Origin of the sequence: Roseicyclus sediminis (genome assembly GCF_025515305.1) — a bacterium.
Taxonomy (GTDB): Bacteria; Pseudomonadota; Alphaproteobacteria; order Rhodobacterales; family Rhodobacteraceae; genus Roseibacterium; species Roseibacterium sediminis.
In genome coordinates this window covers 17,501-33,835 of the sequence record NZ_JAOPHT010000002.1, presented here as the reverse complement: position 1 = coordinate 33,835, position 16,335 = coordinate 17,501, and the positions used below count along the sequence as shown (strand labels likewise).

At 68.9% G+C, this 16,335-nt stretch carries 12 protein-coding genes; 6 read left to right on the top strand and 6 right to left on the bottom strand.

The window, feature by feature from the left end:
* Positions 1-1,212, top strand: coding sequence for an efflux RND transporter periplasmic adaptor subunit (locus N8I71_RS02695; RefSeq protein ID WP_262876389.1), 1,212 nt, complete (start codon positions 1-3; stop codon positions 1,210-1,212).
* A gap of 85 nt (positions 1,213-1,297) precedes the next feature.
* Here N8I71_RS02695 and N8I71_RS02690 read toward each other — a convergent pair whose 3' ends face one another.
* The 6 genes from N8I71_RS02690 to N8I71_RS02665 all read right to left on the bottom strand — a co-directional run bounded on the left by N8I71_RS02690 (position 1,298) and on the right by N8I71_RS02665 (position 8,374).
* The gene (locus N8I71_RS02690; RefSeq protein WP_262876388.1) at positions 1,298-1,507 is read right to left on the bottom strand and encodes a formate dehydrogenase subunit delta; all 210 of its coding nucleotides are present in this window, start codon (positions 1,505-1,507) and stop codon (positions 1,298-1,300) included.
* A complete protein-coding gene (fdhD, locus tag N8I71_RS02685) occupies positions 1,497-2,330 on the bottom strand; it encodes a formate dehydrogenase accessory sulfurtransferase FdhD (protein WP_262876387.1) in 834 nt (277 codons plus the stop codon). The genes N8I71_RS02690 and fdhD overlap by 11 nt, the downstream gene beginning before the upstream one ends.
* Entirely contained in the window at positions 2,327-5,236 is a 2,910-nt protein-coding gene (gene fdhF / locus N8I71_RS02680; protein ID WP_262876386.1) for a formate dehydrogenase subunit alpha, read from the bottom strand. Before fdhF ends, fdhD begins: the two co-directional genes overlap by 4 nt.
* Positions 5,237-5,369: 133 nt before the next feature.
* The gene (locus N8I71_RS02675; protein WP_262876385.1) at positions 5,370-6,884 is read right to left on the bottom strand and encodes a formate dehydrogenase beta subunit; all 1,515 of its coding nucleotides are present in this window, start codon (positions 6,882-6,884) and stop codon (positions 5,370-5,372) included.
* Positions 6,881-7,354, bottom strand: coding sequence for a formate dehydrogenase subunit gamma (locus N8I71_RS02670; protein ID WP_262876384.1), 474 nt, complete (start codon positions 7,352-7,354; stop codon positions 6,881-6,883). Before N8I71_RS02670 ends, N8I71_RS02675 begins: the two co-directional genes overlap by 4 nt.
* 111 nt (positions 7,355-7,465) lie before the next feature.
* Positions 7,466-8,374 (bottom strand): LysR family transcriptional regulator, encoded by a 909-nt coding sequence (locus N8I71_RS02665; protein WP_262876383.1) that lies wholly within the window; start codon positions 8,372-8,374, stop codon positions 7,466-7,468.
* Positions 8,375-8,540: 166 nt separating this feature from the next.
* On the opposite strand from N8I71_RS02665, the gene ppsA reads away from it, so the two are divergent.
* From ppsA to N8I71_RS02640, 5 genes are all read left to right on the top strand, one after another.
* A complete protein-coding gene (ppsA, locus tag N8I71_RS02660) occupies positions 8,541-10,949 on the top strand; it encodes a phosphoenolpyruvate synthase (RefSeq protein ID WP_262876382.1) in 2,409 nt (802 codons plus the stop codon).
* 173 nt (positions 10,950-11,122) lie between these two features.
* Entirely contained in the window at positions 11,123-12,850 is a 1,728-nt protein-coding gene (gene acsA, locus N8I71_RS02655; protein WP_262876381.1) for an acetate--CoA ligase, read from the top strand.
* Positions 12,847-14,841: a pyruvate dehydrogenase (acetyl-transferring) E1 component subunit alpha gene (gene pdhA / locus N8I71_RS02650; protein WP_262876380.1), complete on the top strand. Its 1,995-nt coding sequence runs from the start codon at positions 12,847-12,849 to the stop codon at positions 14,839-14,841. The genes acsA and pdhA overlap by 4 nt, the downstream gene beginning before the upstream one ends.
* Before the next feature lies 1 nt (position 14,842).
* On the top strand, positions 14,843-16,078 hold the full coding sequence (locus N8I71_RS02645; protein WP_262876379.1) for a dihydrolipoamide acetyltransferase family protein: 1,236 nt from the start codon (positions 14,843-14,845) through the stop codon (positions 16,076-16,078).
* Entirely contained in the window at positions 16,075-16,323 is a 249-nt protein-coding gene (locus tag N8I71_RS02640; RefSeq protein WP_262876378.1) for an acyl carrier protein, read from the top strand. The genes N8I71_RS02645 and N8I71_RS02640 overlap by 4 nt, the downstream gene beginning before the upstream one ends.
* The last annotated feature ends 12 nt before the right edge of the window (positions 16,324-16,335 follow it).

The following is a 16,335-nucleotide window of genomic DNA, read 5'->3' as shown; positions in this document are numbered from 1 at the left end:
ATGGTCTGGACCACGAGAACCGTCGGCCTCAGCCTCGCGGGCGTGGCCCTGATCGGCGGGCTCGCCTATGTCGCCTTTCGCACGGACCCGGTGCCCGTGGACATTGTCGAGGTCGTGCGTGCGCCGATGCAGGTGACGATCGACGCCGATGGACAGACGCGCATCCGCGACCTTTTCGAGGTGGCGAGCCCCATCGCCGGCACCGCGCGACGCGCGCCGGTGGCGGTGGGCGACCCCGTCATCGCGGGCCAGACGGTCGTGGCGCGGGTCGAGCCGGTCAGCCCCTCGCTTCTCGACGCGCGCACCCGGGCGCAGGCCGAGGCCGCCGTCGCCGAGGCGGAGGCCGCGCTCGACGTCGCGCGCTCGGACCTGCTGCGCGCCGGAGAGGAGGAGGCCTTCGCCCGGCTGCAGTTCGACCGGACCCAGACGCTGCTCGAGCGCGGGGTTTCCACGGTCACGCAGATGGAGACGGCGGCGCAGCAGCTGGCCGTCGCCGAGGCCGCCGTCGCCGCCGCACAATCCCGCGTGGCGATGTCGGAAGGCACGCTGGAACGGGCCGAGGCGGCGCTGGTCGGCCCGGTGGCAGGGTCCGTGGCCGATGACGATTGCTGCGTCGTCCTCACCGCGCCCGCCGATGGCGTGGTCCTGTCCATCGCAACGATCAGCGAACATCCCGTCCAGGCGGGCACGCCGCTCGTGACGGTGGGGGACCCGAGCGACCTCGAGATCGTGGCCGACCTCCTGTCGTCCGACGCAGTCCGCATCGGTGCCGGGACACGCGCCATCGTGGAGCGTTGGGGCGGGCCCGATCCGCTCGAGGCGGTGCTCGAACGGATCGAACCGGCCGCGGAGACGCGCGTCTCCTCACTGGGCATCGAGGAGCAGCGCGTCGACGCGATCTTCAGCATCGAGACACCGCCCGGCGAGCGCCAGGGTCTCGGCCACGGCTTCTCGGTCTTCCTGCGGGTCGTGGAATGGGAGAGCGATGCCGCGCTGCAGGTTCCGCTCGGCGCGCTGTTCCGGCGGGGCGAGGCGTGGTCGGTCTTCGTGGTGGAGAACGGTGTCGCGCGGGAACGCGAAGTGGAGGTGGGGCGGCGCGGCGCGCGGACGGCGGAGATCACGGGCGGGCTGGAGGACGGCGCCACGATCGTCACCCACCCGAGCGACGCGGTCAGCGACGGCGTGGCGGTGGTCGACCGCGGCACGCTCTGATCCGCCGCCGGGGAAGAGGTTTCGAAACCTCTTCCTCCGCGCCTTGCAAGGCGCGGGTCAAGGCCCTTGCAAGGGCCTTCCCGCCTCAGATCATCGGCAGCGCGCGGCGCACCAGGTCGTCCAGATCGCGCTCGTGGCCCGAGCGGGCCAGCGCCTTCAGTTCCGCCCGCATCTCGGGGCCCCAGAAATCCTTCAGGTGCGCGGCCACGCGCTCGGCCTTGTCGGGCCCCGGCTGGCTGGCGAAGAAGGTCGCGATCTGGTTGGCCATGCGCAGGAGTTTCTTCTCAGGCAACATCGCTGGTATCCTCCGTGATCCTCTGGGCGTGCGAATAGATCTCCACCGCCCCGGCCCGGGCAAAGGCGGCAAGCGTCATGCCCGCCGCCTCGGCCAGCCGCAGCGCGTGGGCCGTGGGGGCCGAGACCGCGACGATCGTGCCGGCGCCCGCAATGGCGGCCTTCTGCACCATGTCGACCGAAACCCGGCTGGTCAGCACGAAGGCGCCGCCCGAGACATCCACCCCCGCCCGCGCCAGCGCCCCGATCAGCTTGTCGAGCGCGTTGTGCCGGCCCACATCCTCGCGTGCGGCGACGATGCCCCGCCCCGGCACGAGGAAGCCCGCCGCGTGCACCGCGCGGGTCAGATCGTGAAGCGGCTGATGGGCGCGCAGCGCCTCGGCCGCCGCCGCGATCTCGGCGAACGCGAAACGCGTGGCGTCCGTCACCTTCGGCAAGGGGCGGATCGCCTCCTCGAGGCTGTCGATCCCGCAAAGTCCGCAGCCGACCGGCCCCAGCATCGCGCGCCGCCGCGCACCCAGCGCCTCGGCCTTCTCCGGCGCGATCCAGAGCCGCGCCTCGATGCCGCCCGGCAGTTCCAGCGCCTCCACCGCCTCGATCTCGTCGAGCCGGCCGACGATCCCCTCGCTGAGCGCGAAGCCCACGGCGAAATCCTCGATATCGGCCGGGCTCGCCATCATCACCGCCTGGGTGGAGCCGTTGACGGTGATCGCCACGGGCGTTTCCTCGGGCAGCGCGCGGGCGATGTCCCGCCGCTCGGCGCCGGCGAGCGCCAGCCCCCGGATGCCCGTCACCGATCCTTTCAGCGCCCCGGCCATCTTCATTCCGCCGCCGGCAGGACGCGCCGCGCCCGCTCGGCCTGTTCGGCATAGGATTTCTGCCACTCCGTCGGCCCGTTCGACAGCGAGACCTGCACCGCCGTCACCTTGTATTCCGGGCAGTTCGTGGCCCAGTCGGAATAATCCGTGGTGATGACGTTGGCCTGCGTGCCGGGGTGGTGGAAGGTCGTGTAGACGACGCCGGGGCTGACCCTGTCGGTCAGGACCGCGCGCAAGCTGGTGTCGCCCGAGCGTGAGGCGAGCCTCACCCAGTCGCCGTCCTTGATGCCCCGCACCTCGGCGTCATGGGGATGGATCTCCAGCACGTCCTCCTTGTGCCAGACGGTGTTTTCCGTCCGCCGCGTCTGCGCGCCGACATTGTACTGGCTGAGGATGCGTCCCGTCGTCAGCAGAAGCGGAAAGCGCGGTCCGGTCTTCTCGTCCGTCGGCACGTATTCGGTGACGATGAAGCGCCCCTTGCCGCGCACGAAACCGTCGACATGCATGATCGGCGAACCCTCGGGATTGGCCGCGTTGCAGGGCCACTGGACCGAGCCCTTTTCCTCCAGCATGTCGTAGGTCACGCCGGCGAAGGAGGGCGTCGTCGCGGCGATCTCCTCCATGATCTGGGCAGGGTGGGTATAGTGCCACCCGGCCCCCATGGCGTTGGCCAGCATCTGCGTGATCTCCCAGTCGGCATAGCCGTTCCGGGGCGCCATCACCTTCCGCACGCGGTTGATGCGGCGCTCGGCATTGGTGAAGGTTCCGTCCTTCTCGAGAAAGGTGGAACCCGGCAGGAACACATGGGCGTAGTTCGCCGTCTCATTGAGGAAGAGGTCGTGGACGATCACGCATTCCATCGCCGCAAGGCCCGCCGCGACATGCTTGGTGTCGGGATCGGATTGCAGGATGTCCTCGCCCTGGCAGTAGAGGCCCTTGAAGGACCCGCCCACGGCGGCATCCAGCATATTGGGGATCCTGAGCCCCGGCTCGGGGTCGATCTCGACGCCCCAGGCGCTCTCGAAGATCGCGCGCACGTCGGCGTTCTTGACGTGGCGGTAGCCCGGCAATTCGTGCGGGAAACTGCCCATGTCACAGGAGCCCTGAACGTTGTTCTGGCCGCGGAGCGGGTTCACCCCCACCCCCTCGCGGCCGATGTTGCCGGTCAGCATGGCGAGGTTCGCGATGCCCATGACGGTGGTGGAACCCTGGCTGTGTTCCGTCACGCCAAGACCGTAGTAGATCGCCCCGTTCCCGCCGGTCGCATAGAGGCGCGCGGCAGCCCGCAGGTCCTCGGCCGGGACGCCGGTCAGCATCTCGGTCATCTCGGGGGAATGTCGGATGTCCGAGACGAACTCCGCGAATTCCTGGAACTCGTCCCAGTCGCAGCGCTCGCGGATGAAGGTCTCGTCGAACAGCCCCTCGGCGACGATCACATGGGCGAGCGCGGTGACGACGGCGACGTTGGTCCCGGGCCGCAGGGCCAGGTGATGGGCCGCCTCCACATGCGCCGATTTCACCAGGTCGATCCGCCGCGGGTCGATCACGATCAGCCTCGCCCCCTCGCGCAGCCGCTTCTTCAGCCGCGAGGCGAAGACGGGGTGGCCGTCCGTCGGGTTCGCGCCGATGACGATGATGACATCGCTCTGCATCACGCTGTCGAAGTTCTGCGTGCCCGCGCTCGTCCCGTAGGTCTGGCCGAGCCCGTAGCCCGTGGGCGAATGGCAGACCCGCGCGCAGGTGTCGGTGTTGTTGTTGAGGAAGACGGCCCGCGTCAGCTTCTGCACGAGGAAGGTTTCCTCGTTGGTGCAGCGCGACGACGTGATGACGCCCACCGACTTCCGTCCGTGGCGTTCCTGGATGCCGCGCAGCCGTTCGGCGGCGAACCCGATCGCCTCCTCCCAGCTGACCTCGCGCCAGGGCAAGTCGATGCTCTCGCGGATCATCGGATGCAGGATGCGGTCGGAATGGTTGGCATAGCCCCAGGCGAAACGTCCCTTCACGCAGGAATGGCCCCGGTTCGCGCCGCCATGCTTCCAGGGCACCATCCGAACCAGTTCGTCGCCGTTCAGCTCCGCCTTGAAGGAACATCCCACCCCGCAATAGGCGCAGGTGGTGACGACCGACCGCTCGGGCGTGCCGAGCTCGATCACCGACTTCTCCTGCAGCGTCGCCGTGGGGCAGGCCTGCACGCAGGCACCGCAGCTCACGCAGTCCGAGGACAGGAAGTCGTCCCCCGCCCCGCCCGCCTTGACCCGGCTGTCGAAGCCGCGCCCTTCAATGGTCAGCGCGAAGGTCCCCTGCACTTCCTCGCAGGCCCGCACGCAGCGGTTGCAGACGATGCACTTGGCCGGGTCGTAGGTGAAATAGGGGTTGCTGTCGTCCTTCGCGATCCACTCGGGGTTCGGCGCGCCCGAGGTGTTCCGCGCCTCGAAATGGTTGGCCAGCGAGCCGCCCTCGGGCGCCTCGTAGCGCACGTCGCGAAGGCCCACCGCGCCCGCCATGTCCTGAAGCTCGCAGTCGCCGTTGGCCGCGCAGGTCAGGCAATCGAGCGGGTGGTCGGAGATATAGAGCTCCATCACGCCGCGGCGGATCTTCTTCACCTTGGGCGATTGCGTCCGGACCACCATCCCCGGCGCCACCGGCGTCGTGCAGGAGGCGGGCGTGCCGCGCCGCCCCTCGATCTCCACAACGCACAGGCGGCAGGACCCGAAGGCCTCCAGGCTGTCGGTCGCGCAAAGCTTCGGCACCTGGATCCCGGCCTCCGCCGCCGCCCGCATGACGGAGGTGCCTTCGGGCACCGTCACCTCGAAACCGTCGATGCTGAGCGTGACCGGTGCGCCCGTCCTCGCGGGCGTGCCCATGTCGCGATCATCACCGGGAGGAAAGGCGGGAATGACGAAATCCTTCATGGTACCAACCCTTTGCCTTCATCTTTCCCAAAATACGCGGGGGAGCGCGAGGGGGTGAAACCCCCTCGCCCGGGTCGGCACCGCAGGTGCCGAAACCAAAACGGAACCTGGCGCCTCAGGCCGTGAAACCCGGTCATTCCGCAGCCTCCCGGAGCCCGGTGAACTCCTCGGGGAATTGCTCCAGCGCGCTCATCACAGGATAGGGCGTGAAACCGCCCAGCGCGCAGAGCGAGCCGTCCTTCATCGTCTCGCAAAGATCCACCAAAAGCGGCACGGCGGAGGCATCCCCCGCCCCGATCCGGTCGATCGTCTCGACGCCCCTGACCGCGCCGATCCGGCAGGGCGTGCATTTCCCGCAGCTTTCGACCGCGCAGAACTCCATCGCGAACCGCGCGAGGCCGCGCATGTCGGCGGTGTCGTCGAAGACGACGATCCCCGCATGCCCGATCAGCCCGCCCGCGCCGTCAAACTCCTCGTAACCGAAGGGCGTGTCGAACCTCGCGGGCGCGAAATAGGCGCCGAGCGGGCCGCCCACCTGCACCGCCTTCACCGGGCGCCCCGAGGCGGTGCCACCGGCGATATCTTCTACAAGATCGCCAAGCTTCATGCCGAAGGCGGTCTCGAACAGGCCGCCGTGCCTCACGTTGCCCGCGATCTGGATCGGCATCGTGCCCTTCGACCGGCCGAGCCCGAAGGACGCGTAATGCGCGGCACCCTTCTCGAAGATCACCGGGATCGTGGCGAGGGACAGCACGTTGTTCACCACTGTCGGCCGCCCGAGGAACCCCTCCAGCGCCGGAAGCGGCGGCTTGGCGCGCACGACGCCGCGCTTGCCCTCGAGCGAGTTCAGCAGCGAGGTCTCCTCGCCGCAGACATAAGCGCCCGCGCCGACGCGGATCTCCATGTCGAAGCGGCGCCCCGAGCCCAGCACGTCGCCCAGGATCCCGGCCTCGCGTGCCAGCGCCACGGCCCGCTCCATCACCTCGATCGCGTCGGGATATTCCGAGCGGATGTAGACGTAACCCTGCTCCGCGCTGACCCCGAGACCGGCGATGGCCATGCCCTCGATCAGGCAGAAGGGGTCGCCCTCCATCAGCATCCGGTCGGCGAAGGTGCCACTGTCGCCCTCGTCGGCATTGCAGACGATGTATTTCCGTGGTCCGGGCGCGGTGCGCACCGTCTCCCACTTGATGCTGGTCGGAAAGCCCGCGCCGCCACGCCCGCGCAGGCCGCTCTCGCGCACCTCCGCGACGATGGCCGCGTCTTCCATCCCGAGCGCGCGGCGCAGGCCGGACAGCCCGCCTTCCGCTTCGTAATCGGCAAGGCTGAGCGGGTCGATCCGCCCCACCCGCGCGAAGGTCAGGCGGGTCTGCCGCGCGAAGAAGGGGATTTCCTCGACCGGCCCGAGCCCCCGAAGCGTGCCATCGAAGAGGCCCGGCAAATCGCCCGGCGTCATCGGCCCGTAGCCGTGGCGCACACCGTCGCGCTCCACCTCCACCAGCGGCTCCAGCCAGATCATGCCCCGGCTGCCGGTGCGCACGATCTCGACCTCGACGCCCCGCTCCTGCGCCTCGGTCCGGATCGCGGCGACGACGGCCTCGGCGCCCAGCGCCTTCGCGGCGGCGTCCTTCGGGACGTAAAGCTTCACGACGCCACCTCCGCGACCAGTGCCTCGGCGGTAACGCGGCCGCGCACCGCGCCATTGACCATCGCCGCCGGCCCGCAGGCGCAGAGGCCGAGGCAATAGACCGGCTCCACCGTCACGCGCCCGTCGGCCGACGTGTCGCCCCAGGACAGGCCCAGCAGGTCCAGCACCCGCGCCGAGAGCGCGTCGCCCCCCACGGCCTGGCAAGCCTCGGACCGGCAGATCTTGACCACGTGCCGCCCGGCGGGAGCCTCGCGGAAATCGTGGTAGAAGGTGACGACCCCATGAAGCTCGGCGCGCGTGATGTTCAGCGCGTCGCAGATCGGCCCATGCGCGGCGGCGGGCACATGGCCGTATTCGGCCTGGAGCGCATGCAGGATCGGCAGAAGCGGCCCCTCGAGGTGCAGGTGCCGCGCGACGATGGCGCGGATTTCGTCCTGCGGGACGGGCGGGCTTGCGTGGCTGGCGGACATGGCGCGGGCTCCGGTCGTGTTCCGCGCGCAAGCCTGCCCGCCAGTCGATTGCGTTTCAATATCGTTATTCCGTTGAGTGATAGAAATTCCGAATGAAACGGGGGCGACGTTTCACGCCCCGTCCGCGACGGATTCCGCCGATTTGCGAAGTGCTTGAGCCTCGGACAGCAGCGCGTCGAGCACCGGCGTGTGCGGTTCGCGGTAGGGCGCGACGAGGCCTACGGTATGCTGCGCCGTCTGCCCCTCCATCGGACGGATGCACAGCCCTGCCCCGGCGGCCAGCATGCCCCCCATGTCGGAGGGCAGGATCGTCACCCAGTCGCCCTCGCGCACATGGGCGGCCAGCACGAGGGTCGAGTTGCTTTCGACCTGCGCATCGGCGGTCACCCCGGCGGCCATGAAGTTCTGGTTGATGATGCGCCGGTTCTGCATGTCGGGCGTCAGAAGGCACATCCGCCGCCCCTCGAGGTCGGACCAGGCCACCCGCGCCTTGTCCGCGAGGTCGCAATCGGACCGGCAGACGAGGACATAGCGCTCGCGGTAGATCGGCACCGTGACGACCCGGCCGAGCGGCTCGTTGTCGAGGTAAGACAGGCCCGCGTCGATATCGAGGTTCTCAAGCATCCCGAGGATCTCCGCGGACGTGCGCGACAGGATCGTGAAACGCACGTTCGGATGCCGCTCGGCAAAGCGGGCGGACAAGGCCGCCGCCCATGTCAGCGCGGTGGGGATCACGGCGAGGCGGACATGGCCCGACAGGCCATGGCGTGCGACGCGCATCTCTTCGCGGAAGGTGCGCGCGTCCGAAACGAGCTGCCGCGCCCAGACGAGCGCGCGCTGCCCCTCGGGCGTCAGCCCGCCATAGCGATGGCCGCGGAAGATCAACTGCACGCCGAGGATTTCCTCCAGCTGCTTGATCCCCGTGGACAGGGTCGGCTGGGTGATGCCGAGGCTCTCGGCCGCCCGGCCGAAATGCTCTTCCTTGGCGACGGCCAGGAACATCTCGAGTTTCGCGATCATTCCGCGATCTTGCAATCACTGAGACGAATTTCAATAGAAAATCTCAATCATGCTCCCCTGCCGGAAAATCCTTCGGAAGCTTGACACGCATCAAGGTGCCGTCCCCGCCCACGCGTGCACCCTGACGACAGGATCGCGCCGGCGGACGTCGGCGGCGGAGGCCGAAATGACCAAGCTCGGAGACATCACCATGCCGACCACCCTGATCTGGCTCGAGGACCTGCGCCGCGGCGACGTGGCGAAGGTGGGGGGCAAGAATTCCTCGCTTGGCGAGATGATCGCGACCCTCGGCGCGAAGGGCATCAAGGTGCCGGGCGGCTTCGCCACGACCTCGGACGCCTACCGCGCCTTCGTCGAGGCCAATGACCTGCGCCACGTGATCCGCGAGAACATGGCCGCCATGGACGAGCACCGCATCACCCTGCAGGAGGCGGGCGCCGCGATCCGCAAGGCCTTCGAGAAGGGCGTCTGGCCCGAGGCCATCGCCGCGGACATCCGCGCGGCCTATGCCGAGCTCGCCACCCGCACCCGCCAGGACGCGCCCTCTGTCGCCGTGCGCTCCTCGGCCACCGCCGAGGACCTGCCGGACGCAAGCTTCGCCGGCCAGCAGGAGACCTTTCTGAACGTCATCGGGGAAAAGGCGCTGCTGGCCGCGTGCCGGCGCTGTTACGCCTCGCTCTTCACCGACCGGGCGATCACCTACCGCAACCTCAACGGCTTCGACCACGAGGACGTCGCGCTGTCGATCGGGGTGCAGCAGATGGTGCGCTCGGACATGGCGTCCTCGGGCGTCATGTTCTCGATCGACACCGAGACGGGCTGCGACCGTTTCGTGCTGATCACCGGGGCATGGGGCCTTGGCGAGAACGTGGTGCAGGGCGCGGTCGATCCCGACGAGTTCCAGGTCTTCAAGCCCTTCCTCGACAACCCGGACCTGTCGCCCATCGTCGCCAAGGACCTGGGCGCCAAGGAGATCAAGATGATCTACGGCGCCCCCGGCGAGGCGATGACGCGCAACGTGCCGACCTCGAAGGCCGAGCGCGCGCGCTTCACGCTCAACGACGCGGAGGTCCTGTCGCTCGCCCGCATGGCCAAGACCATCGAGGAGCATTACGGCCTGCCGATGGACATGGAATGGGCCAAGGACGGGATCACGGGCGAGCTGTTCATCGTGCAGGCCCGGCCCGAGACGGTGCAGTCGCGCGCCAATGCCCATGTGCTGCAATCCTACAGCGTGACGCCGGCGGGCCCTGCCCTTCTCGACGGTCTCGCGGTTGGCGCCGCCGCCGCCGCCGGACGCGCCTGCCTGATCCAGTCCGCCGCCGACATCGACAAGTTCGTCGACGGGTCGGTCCTGGTGACCTCGATCACCGATCCCGACTGGGTGCCGATCATGAAGCGCGCGGCGGCCATCGTCACCGACCATGGCGGGCGCACGTCCCATGCCGCCATCGTGTCGCGTGAGCTGGGCCTTCCGGCCATCGTCGGCACCGGCACGGCCACCCACGAGTTGCATGACGGACAGGACCTGACGGTGTCCTGCACGGAAGGAAACCGCGGCGTGGTCTATGCCGGCATCGGCGAGATCTCGACCGAGGACGTGAGCCTCGACGAGATCCCCGAGACCGAGACCAAGGTCATGCTGAACGTGGCCGACCCGTCCTCGACCACGCGCTGGTGGCGCCTGCCCGCCGACGGCGTGGGGCTTGCGCGGATGGAGTTCCTAGTCTCGAACGTGATCCGGGCGCATCCGCTGGCACTTCTCAACTACGACACGCTTCCCGAGGGCGAGGCGAAGGAGACGATCGCGAAGCTGACGCGCGGCTACGAGGACAAGTCGGAGTATTTCGTCGACACGCTGGCGCGCGGGCTGGGGCGGATCGCGTCGGTCTGGTACCCGAATCCGGTCATCGTGCGGCTTTCGGACTTCAAGTCGAACGAATACGCGGAGCTTGTCGGCGGAAGCTACTACGAGCCGGACGAGGAAAACCCGATGATCGGCCTGCGCGGCGCCTCGCGCTACTACTCGGACTTCTACCGCGAGGCCTTCGCGCTGGAATGCAAGGCGCTGAGGTATCTCCGCGGCGACATGGGCTTCGACAACGTGGTCGTGATGGTGCCCTTCTGCCGCTCGCCGGAGGAAGCGGACAAGGTGATCTCGGTTCTGGCCGAGCACGGCCTCGAACGCGGCAAGGACGGGCTCGAGCTCTACGTCATGACCGAGGTGCCCTCGAACGTGATCCGGGCCGAGGAATTCGCCGAGCGCTTCGACGGGTTCTCCATCGGCTCGAACGACCTGACGCAACTGACGCTCGGGATCGACCGCGACAGCGAGAGCCTGTCGCAGCTCTTCCGCGAGCGTGACCCGGCGGTTCTGTGGATGATCGAGACGGCGATCGCCAAGGCGCGCGCGGCGGGCCGAAAGATCGGCCTTTGCGGACAGGCACCGTCCAACGATCCGGACTTCGCGCGGCTTCTGGTGGAGGCGGGCATCCACTCCATCTCGGTCACGCCCGACAGCTTCCTCGACGTGAAGCGCAACGTGGCGGAGGCCGAGAAGAAGAAGCGCAGCTGAGAGGCGCCGCACGGCGGAACCGGGACCCGCCCGTCACCGGGCGGCGTCCCTTTCCTGCGCCAGACACCCTGTTCTCCCTTTGCGATCACCCCGGCTGTTTCACGCGCAGGTAATTGATCTGGGTCATGTTCACGATGGCCAACCTTCCGCAGGCTCGGGACGGGAGGAAGACCATGGCACATCAGGACGAAACCCTGCAGGCCGGCGCCCCCGCGCGCGGTCCGGCCACCGCGTCACCGGACGCCTGGGACGAGGCGCGGAGCCTTGTGGAAGGGTGGAAGGGCGGCCTCAACATCGCGCACGAGGCGCTCGACCGGCACGTGAACGCCGGCCACGGCGCCGACCTCGCCATCCGCTGGCTCGGCAAGTCGGGCGAGCGGCGCGACCTGACCTATGCCGACCTGCAGGCAGAGGCGAACCGCTTCGCCAACGTGCTGGCGGCCCATGGCCTGAAGCCCGGTGACAGCGTCTTCGCCATGGCGGGCCGGGTGCCGGAACTCTACGCGGCAGCACTTGGCACGCTGAAGGCCGGGCTGATCTTCACGCCGCTCTTCTCCGCCTTCGGACCGGAACCCGTTCGCACCCGCATGGAGATCGGCAGCGCCAATGTGCTGGTCACGACCGAGGGTATCTACCGCCGCAAGATCGCGCCCTGGGCGGGCGAGATCGACACGCTGAGGCTGATCCTGATCCTCGGCGACGAGGCGCCCGAGGGCTGTGTCGCGCTTGGTCCCGCCATGGCGGCCGCCTCGCCCGAGTTCGAGACGGTAGCGACGAAGCCCGAGGACCCCGCGCTCATCCACTTCACCTCGGGCACGACCGGAAAGCCCAAGGGTGCGGTCCATGTCCACAACGCCGTGCTTTACCACGCGTTTTCGGGGCGCAAGGCGCTGGGGCTGGAACCGGGCGTGAAATACTGGTGCACGGCCGATCCGGGCTGGGTCACCGGCACGTCCTACGGGATCATTTCGCCTCTGGTGAACCGGGCGGCAATGCTGATCGACGAGGCGGAATTCGACCTCGAACGCTGGTATTCCACGGTGCAGGACGAGAAGGTGGAGATCTGGTACTCCGCCCCCACCGCCATCCGCATGATGATGCGCGAAGGTTCGGAGGTGGCGAAACCCTATGACTTCTCGTCCCTGACATTCCTCGCCTCGGTGGGCGAGCCCCTGAACCCCGAGGCGGTGATCTGGAGCGCGGAGGTCTTCGGTCAGCCGTTCCACGACAACTGGTGGCAGACCGAGACCGGCGGCATCATGATCGCCAATCGCCCGGGGATGGAGGTGAAGCCGGGCTCGATGGGCAAGCCGCTGCCGGGGATCGAGGCGGGCATCGTCGAGCGCGAGGACGGCACGCTCAGGGAACTCGGCCCCGGCAAGATCGGGGAGCTTGCGCTGCGCCCCGGCTGGCCCTCGATGATGCGGGCCTACCTCCATGAGCAGGCCCGCTACGACAAGTGCTTCGTCGATGGCTGGTACCTGTCGGGCGATCTCGCGATGCGGGACGCGGACGGGTATTTCTGGTTCGTGGGCCGGGCCGACGACCTCATCAAGACCTCCGGACACCTGATCGGCCCCTTCGAGGTCGAAAGCGCGCTGATCGAGCATGACGCGGTCGCCGAGGCGGGCGTGATCGGCGTGCCCGACGAGACCGCGGGCGAGGTCGTGAAGGCCTATGTCACGCTGAACCCCGGCTATGAGCCGTCCGAGGACCTCGAACGCGACATCCGGGGCCATGCGCGCAAGAAACTCGGCCCCGCAGTCGCGCCCCGCGAGGTCGTGTTCCGCAAGACGCTCCCCAAGACCCGATCGGGCAAGATCATGCGCCGTCTGCTGAAGGCGCGCGAACTGGGCCTGCCCGAGGGGGACATTTCCACGCTGGAGACCGACGAGACATGACCGTGACAGACAAACCCCGCCTCGACCGGAAACATGTCCTCGACCTGCTCGGTCACATGATCCGCATCCGCCGCTTCGAGGACAAGTGCGCCGAGCTCTACACCCAGCAGAAGATCCGCGGCTTCCTGCATCTCTACGACGGCGAGGAGGCCATCGCGGCGGGCGTCATCCCGGTGCTTGACGAAAGGGACCGCGTGGTCGCCACCTACCGCGAGCATGGCCATGCGCTTGCGCGCGGCGTGCCGATGACCGCCGTCATGGCCGAGATGTACGGCAAGGCCGAGGGCTGTTCCGGCGGGCGCGGCGGGTCGATGCACATCTTCGACGCCGCCACGAACTTCTACGGCGGGAACGCCATCGTCGGCGGCGGCCTGCCGCTTGCCGGGGGCCTCGCGCTCGCCGACCGGATGCGGGGCGAGGCGAACGTCACCGCCTGCTTCTTCGGCGAGGGTGCGGTCGCAGAGGGCGAGTTCCACGAAACGATGAACCTCGCCGAGCTCTGGGATCTGCCGGTCCTCTTCGTGTGCGAGAACAACGGCTATGCAATGGGGTCCGCAATCGCGCGGACGGAGTCGGAGACGGATGTCTTCGAGAAGGCCGCAAGCTACGGCATCGAGGCCGAGCGGGTGGACGGCATGGACGTGGTCGCCGTCGAGGCCGCGGCCCGCCGCGCGATCGCCCGCATCCGCGAGACCGGGCGCCCGCATTTCCTGGAATGCAAGACCTACCGCTTCCGCGCCCATTCCATGTTCGACGCGCAGCTCTACCGCGACAAGGAAGAGGTCGCGGAATGGCGACCGAAGGGTCCCATCGTGCGCTTCCAGGGGTGGCTTCTGGACAACGGACTGATCCACCAGTCGGACGTGGACGAGATCGAGACATGCGTCGCGGCCGAGATCGCGGAGGCCGTGGACTTCGCCGAGGCCGGCACCTGGGAACCGGTGGAGACGCTGACGCACCATGTCCTCGGCCCCCAGCCCGAGCCCCCCGCCCCGCCGGCGCCTTCCGGCAAGACGGTCGAGATGACCTACCGCGAGGCCGTGAAACAGGCGATCCGCGACGCCATGCTGCGCGACGACCGCGTCTTCCTGATGGGAGAGGACGTGGGCGCGTATGGCGGCTGCTACGCCGTCTCGAAGGGCCTGATGGCCGAGTTCGGCGAAGACCGCATCCGCGATACGCCGCTGTCGGAATCCGGCTTCACGGGCGCGGGCATCGGCGCGGCGGCGGCCGGGATGCGGCCCATCGTCGAGCTGATGACCGTCAACTTCAGCCTGCTGGCGCTCGACCAGATCATGAACACCGCCGCCACGATCCGGCACATGTCGGGCGGGCAGTTCGGCGTGCCCCTGGTGATCCGGATGGCGACGGGCGCGGGCAAGCAGCTCGCCGCGCAGCACTCGCATTCGCTCGAGGGCTGGTATGGCCACATCCCCGGCCTGAAGGTGCTGGCGCCCGCGACGCTCGAGGACGCGCGCGGCATGCTCTGGACGGCGCTTCAGGACCCCGACCCGGTGCTGATCTTCGAGAACGTCATGCTCTATAACATGAGCGGGCAGATCGACGAGGCGGCGGGGCCGGTCGACATCTCCAGGGCCGCCGTGCGGCGCGAGGGCAAGGACGTGTCCCTCGTCACCTATGGCGGCTCGCTCTGGAAAACGCTGGAGGCCGCCGAAATCCTCGCCAGAGAGGGGATCGAGGCCGAGGTGATCGACCTGCGCAGCCTCCGCCCGCTCGACGACGCAACGATCCTCGCCTCGCTGGCGAAGACGCGCCGCGCGGTGATCGTCGACGAAGGCTGGCGCACCGGCTCGCTCTCGGCCGAGATCATGGCGCGGATCATGGAACAGGGGTTCTGGTCGCTCGATGGCCCCGTCTCGCGCGTCTGCTCGGAAGAGGTTCCGATCCCCTACCCCGCCCATCTCGAACAGGCATCGATCCCGCAGGCGGAGAAGATCGTCGCCGCCGCGCGCGCGCAGATGGGGCGCTGAGATGGGCGTCTTCACGATGCCGTCGCTCGGGGCCGACATGGAGGCCGGCAAGCTGGTCGAATGGCTGGTCAAGCCCGGCGACACCGTCCATCGCGGCGATGTGGTGGCGGTGGTCGAGACCCAGAAGGGCGCGATCGAGATCGAGATCTTCCAGGACGGGACGGTGACGGAGCTTCTGGCGGAGCTGGGCCGCGAACTGCCCGTCGGCGCGCCGCTTGCCACCGTGCTGGCCGAGGGCGAGGCGCCACCCGCGACGACAGCAGCGCCGCCAAGGGCGCCCGAGCCTGAGCCTGAGCCCGAGCCGGAACCTGCCGAGGACCGCGCGCCCGCGATGGCCCCGCCCATACCGCCCCCTGCGCCGGAAACACCCAGGACACCGCCGGCTAGACCGGCCGCGCCCGCGCCGCCCGTCAGAACCGGAGCGCGGCCCGCCTCGCCCGCCGCAAGACAGTTAGCCGAAAAGCTTGGCGTCGACATCGCCGCGCTGAAGGGCAGCGGCCCGGGCGGCGCGATCCTGCTGGCCGACGTGGAACACGCGGCCCCCGGCAAACCGAAGACCAGCGCCTCGCCCATGGAGGAGATGCGCAAGGCCATCGCCGCCGCGATGACGCGGGCCAAGCGGACGATCCCGCATTTCTACCTGTCGGAGACCATCGACGTGGACCCCGCCATCGCCTTCCTCGAGACGCGGAACGAGGGGTGCCCGCCGGCCGAGCGCATTCTCCTCGGCGCGCTTTTCGTGCGCGCCGCGACGCTCGCCGCGGCGAAGGTGAAAACGATGAACGGCCATTACCTGGAGGATCGCGGCTACGTGCCGGCTCAGGTCGTGAACCCCGGCGTCGCCATCGCGCTGCGGGGCGGCGGCCTCGTTGCGCCCGCGCTGATGGACGCGGGCGCCATGACGCTGGAGCAGACCATGGCCGGCATGCGCGACCTCGTGACCCGCGCCCGCGCCGGGCGGCTTCGCGGCTCGGAGATGACGGAAGGCACGATCACGATTTCGAGCCTCGGCGACACGGGGGCCGAGGCGATGACCGGCGTCATCTTCCCGCCGCAGGTGGCGCTCGTGGGCATCGGCGCGCCGCATCTGCGCCCCTGGGTCGTGGAGGGGTCCGTCGTGCCGCGCCACGTGGTGACGCTCACCATGTCGGCCGATCACCGGGTCAGCGACGGCCGCCAGGTGGCCCGCTTCATCGCCGAATTCGAAGATCTCATGCAACGACCGGAGGACCTATGACAGCCACCGATTTCCGCGCCGTGTTCCTCGATGAACTGGTCCGCGTCGCCCCCGACATCGACCCCGACACGGTGGGTGACGACGACCATATCCAGGAGGACCTTGAACTCGACTCGATGGATGTCCTGAACCTCGTCGCCGCGCTGCACGAACGTCTGGGCGTCGATATCCCCGAACGCGACTATCCCGAGATCGCGACACCGGCGCTCGCTGCCGCCTATCTCGCGCGGCACGCGACCGCCTAGGCGGCCGGTCGG

What these genes read in the sequence shown, in the direction of transcription:
- N8I71_RS02665 (WP_262876383.1), bottom strand. Translation starts at nt 8,374, where the DNA reads ATGATCGCGAAACTCGAGATGTTCCTGGCCGTCGCCAAGGAAGAGCAT.
- N8I71_RS02690 (WP_262876388.1), bottom strand. Translation starts at nt 1,507, where the DNA reads ATGTTGCCTGAGAAGAAACTCCTGCGCATGGCCAACCAGATCGCGACC.
- pdhA (WP_262876380.1), top strand. Translation starts at nt 12,847, where the DNA reads ATGACCGTGACAGACAAACCCCGCCTCGACCGGAAACATGTCCTCGAC.
- N8I71_RS02640 (WP_262876378.1), top strand. Translation starts at nt 16,075, where the DNA reads ATGACAGCCACCGATTTCCGCGCCGTGTTCCTCGATGAACTGGTCCGC.
- N8I71_RS02695 (WP_262876389.1), top strand. Translation starts at nt 1, where the DNA reads ATGGTCTGGACCACGAGAACCGTCGGCCTCAGCCTCGCGGGCGTGGCC.
- acsA (WP_262876381.1), top strand. Translation starts at nt 11,123, where the DNA reads ATGGCACATCAGGACGAAACCCTGCAGGCCGGCGCCCCCGCGCGCGGT.
- fdhF (WP_262876386.1), bottom strand. Translation starts at nt 5,236, where the DNA reads ATGAAGGATTTCGTCATTCCCGCCTTTCCTCCCGGTGATGATCGCGAC.
- N8I71_RS02670 (WP_262876384.1), bottom strand. Translation starts at nt 7,354, where the DNA reads ATGTCCGCCAGCCACGCAAGCCCGCCCGTCCCGCAGGACGAAATCCGC.
- ppsA (WP_262876382.1), top strand. Translation starts at nt 8,541, where the DNA reads ATGACCAAGCTCGGAGACATCACCATGCCGACCACCCTGATCTGGCTC.
- fdhD (WP_262876387.1), bottom strand. Translation starts at nt 2,330, where the DNA reads ATGAAGATGGCCGGGGCGCTGAAAGGATCGGTGACGGGCATCCGGGGG.
- N8I71_RS02645 (WP_262876379.1), top strand. Translation starts at nt 14,843, where the DNA reads ATGGGCGTCTTCACGATGCCGTCGCTCGGGGCCGACATGGAGGCCGGC.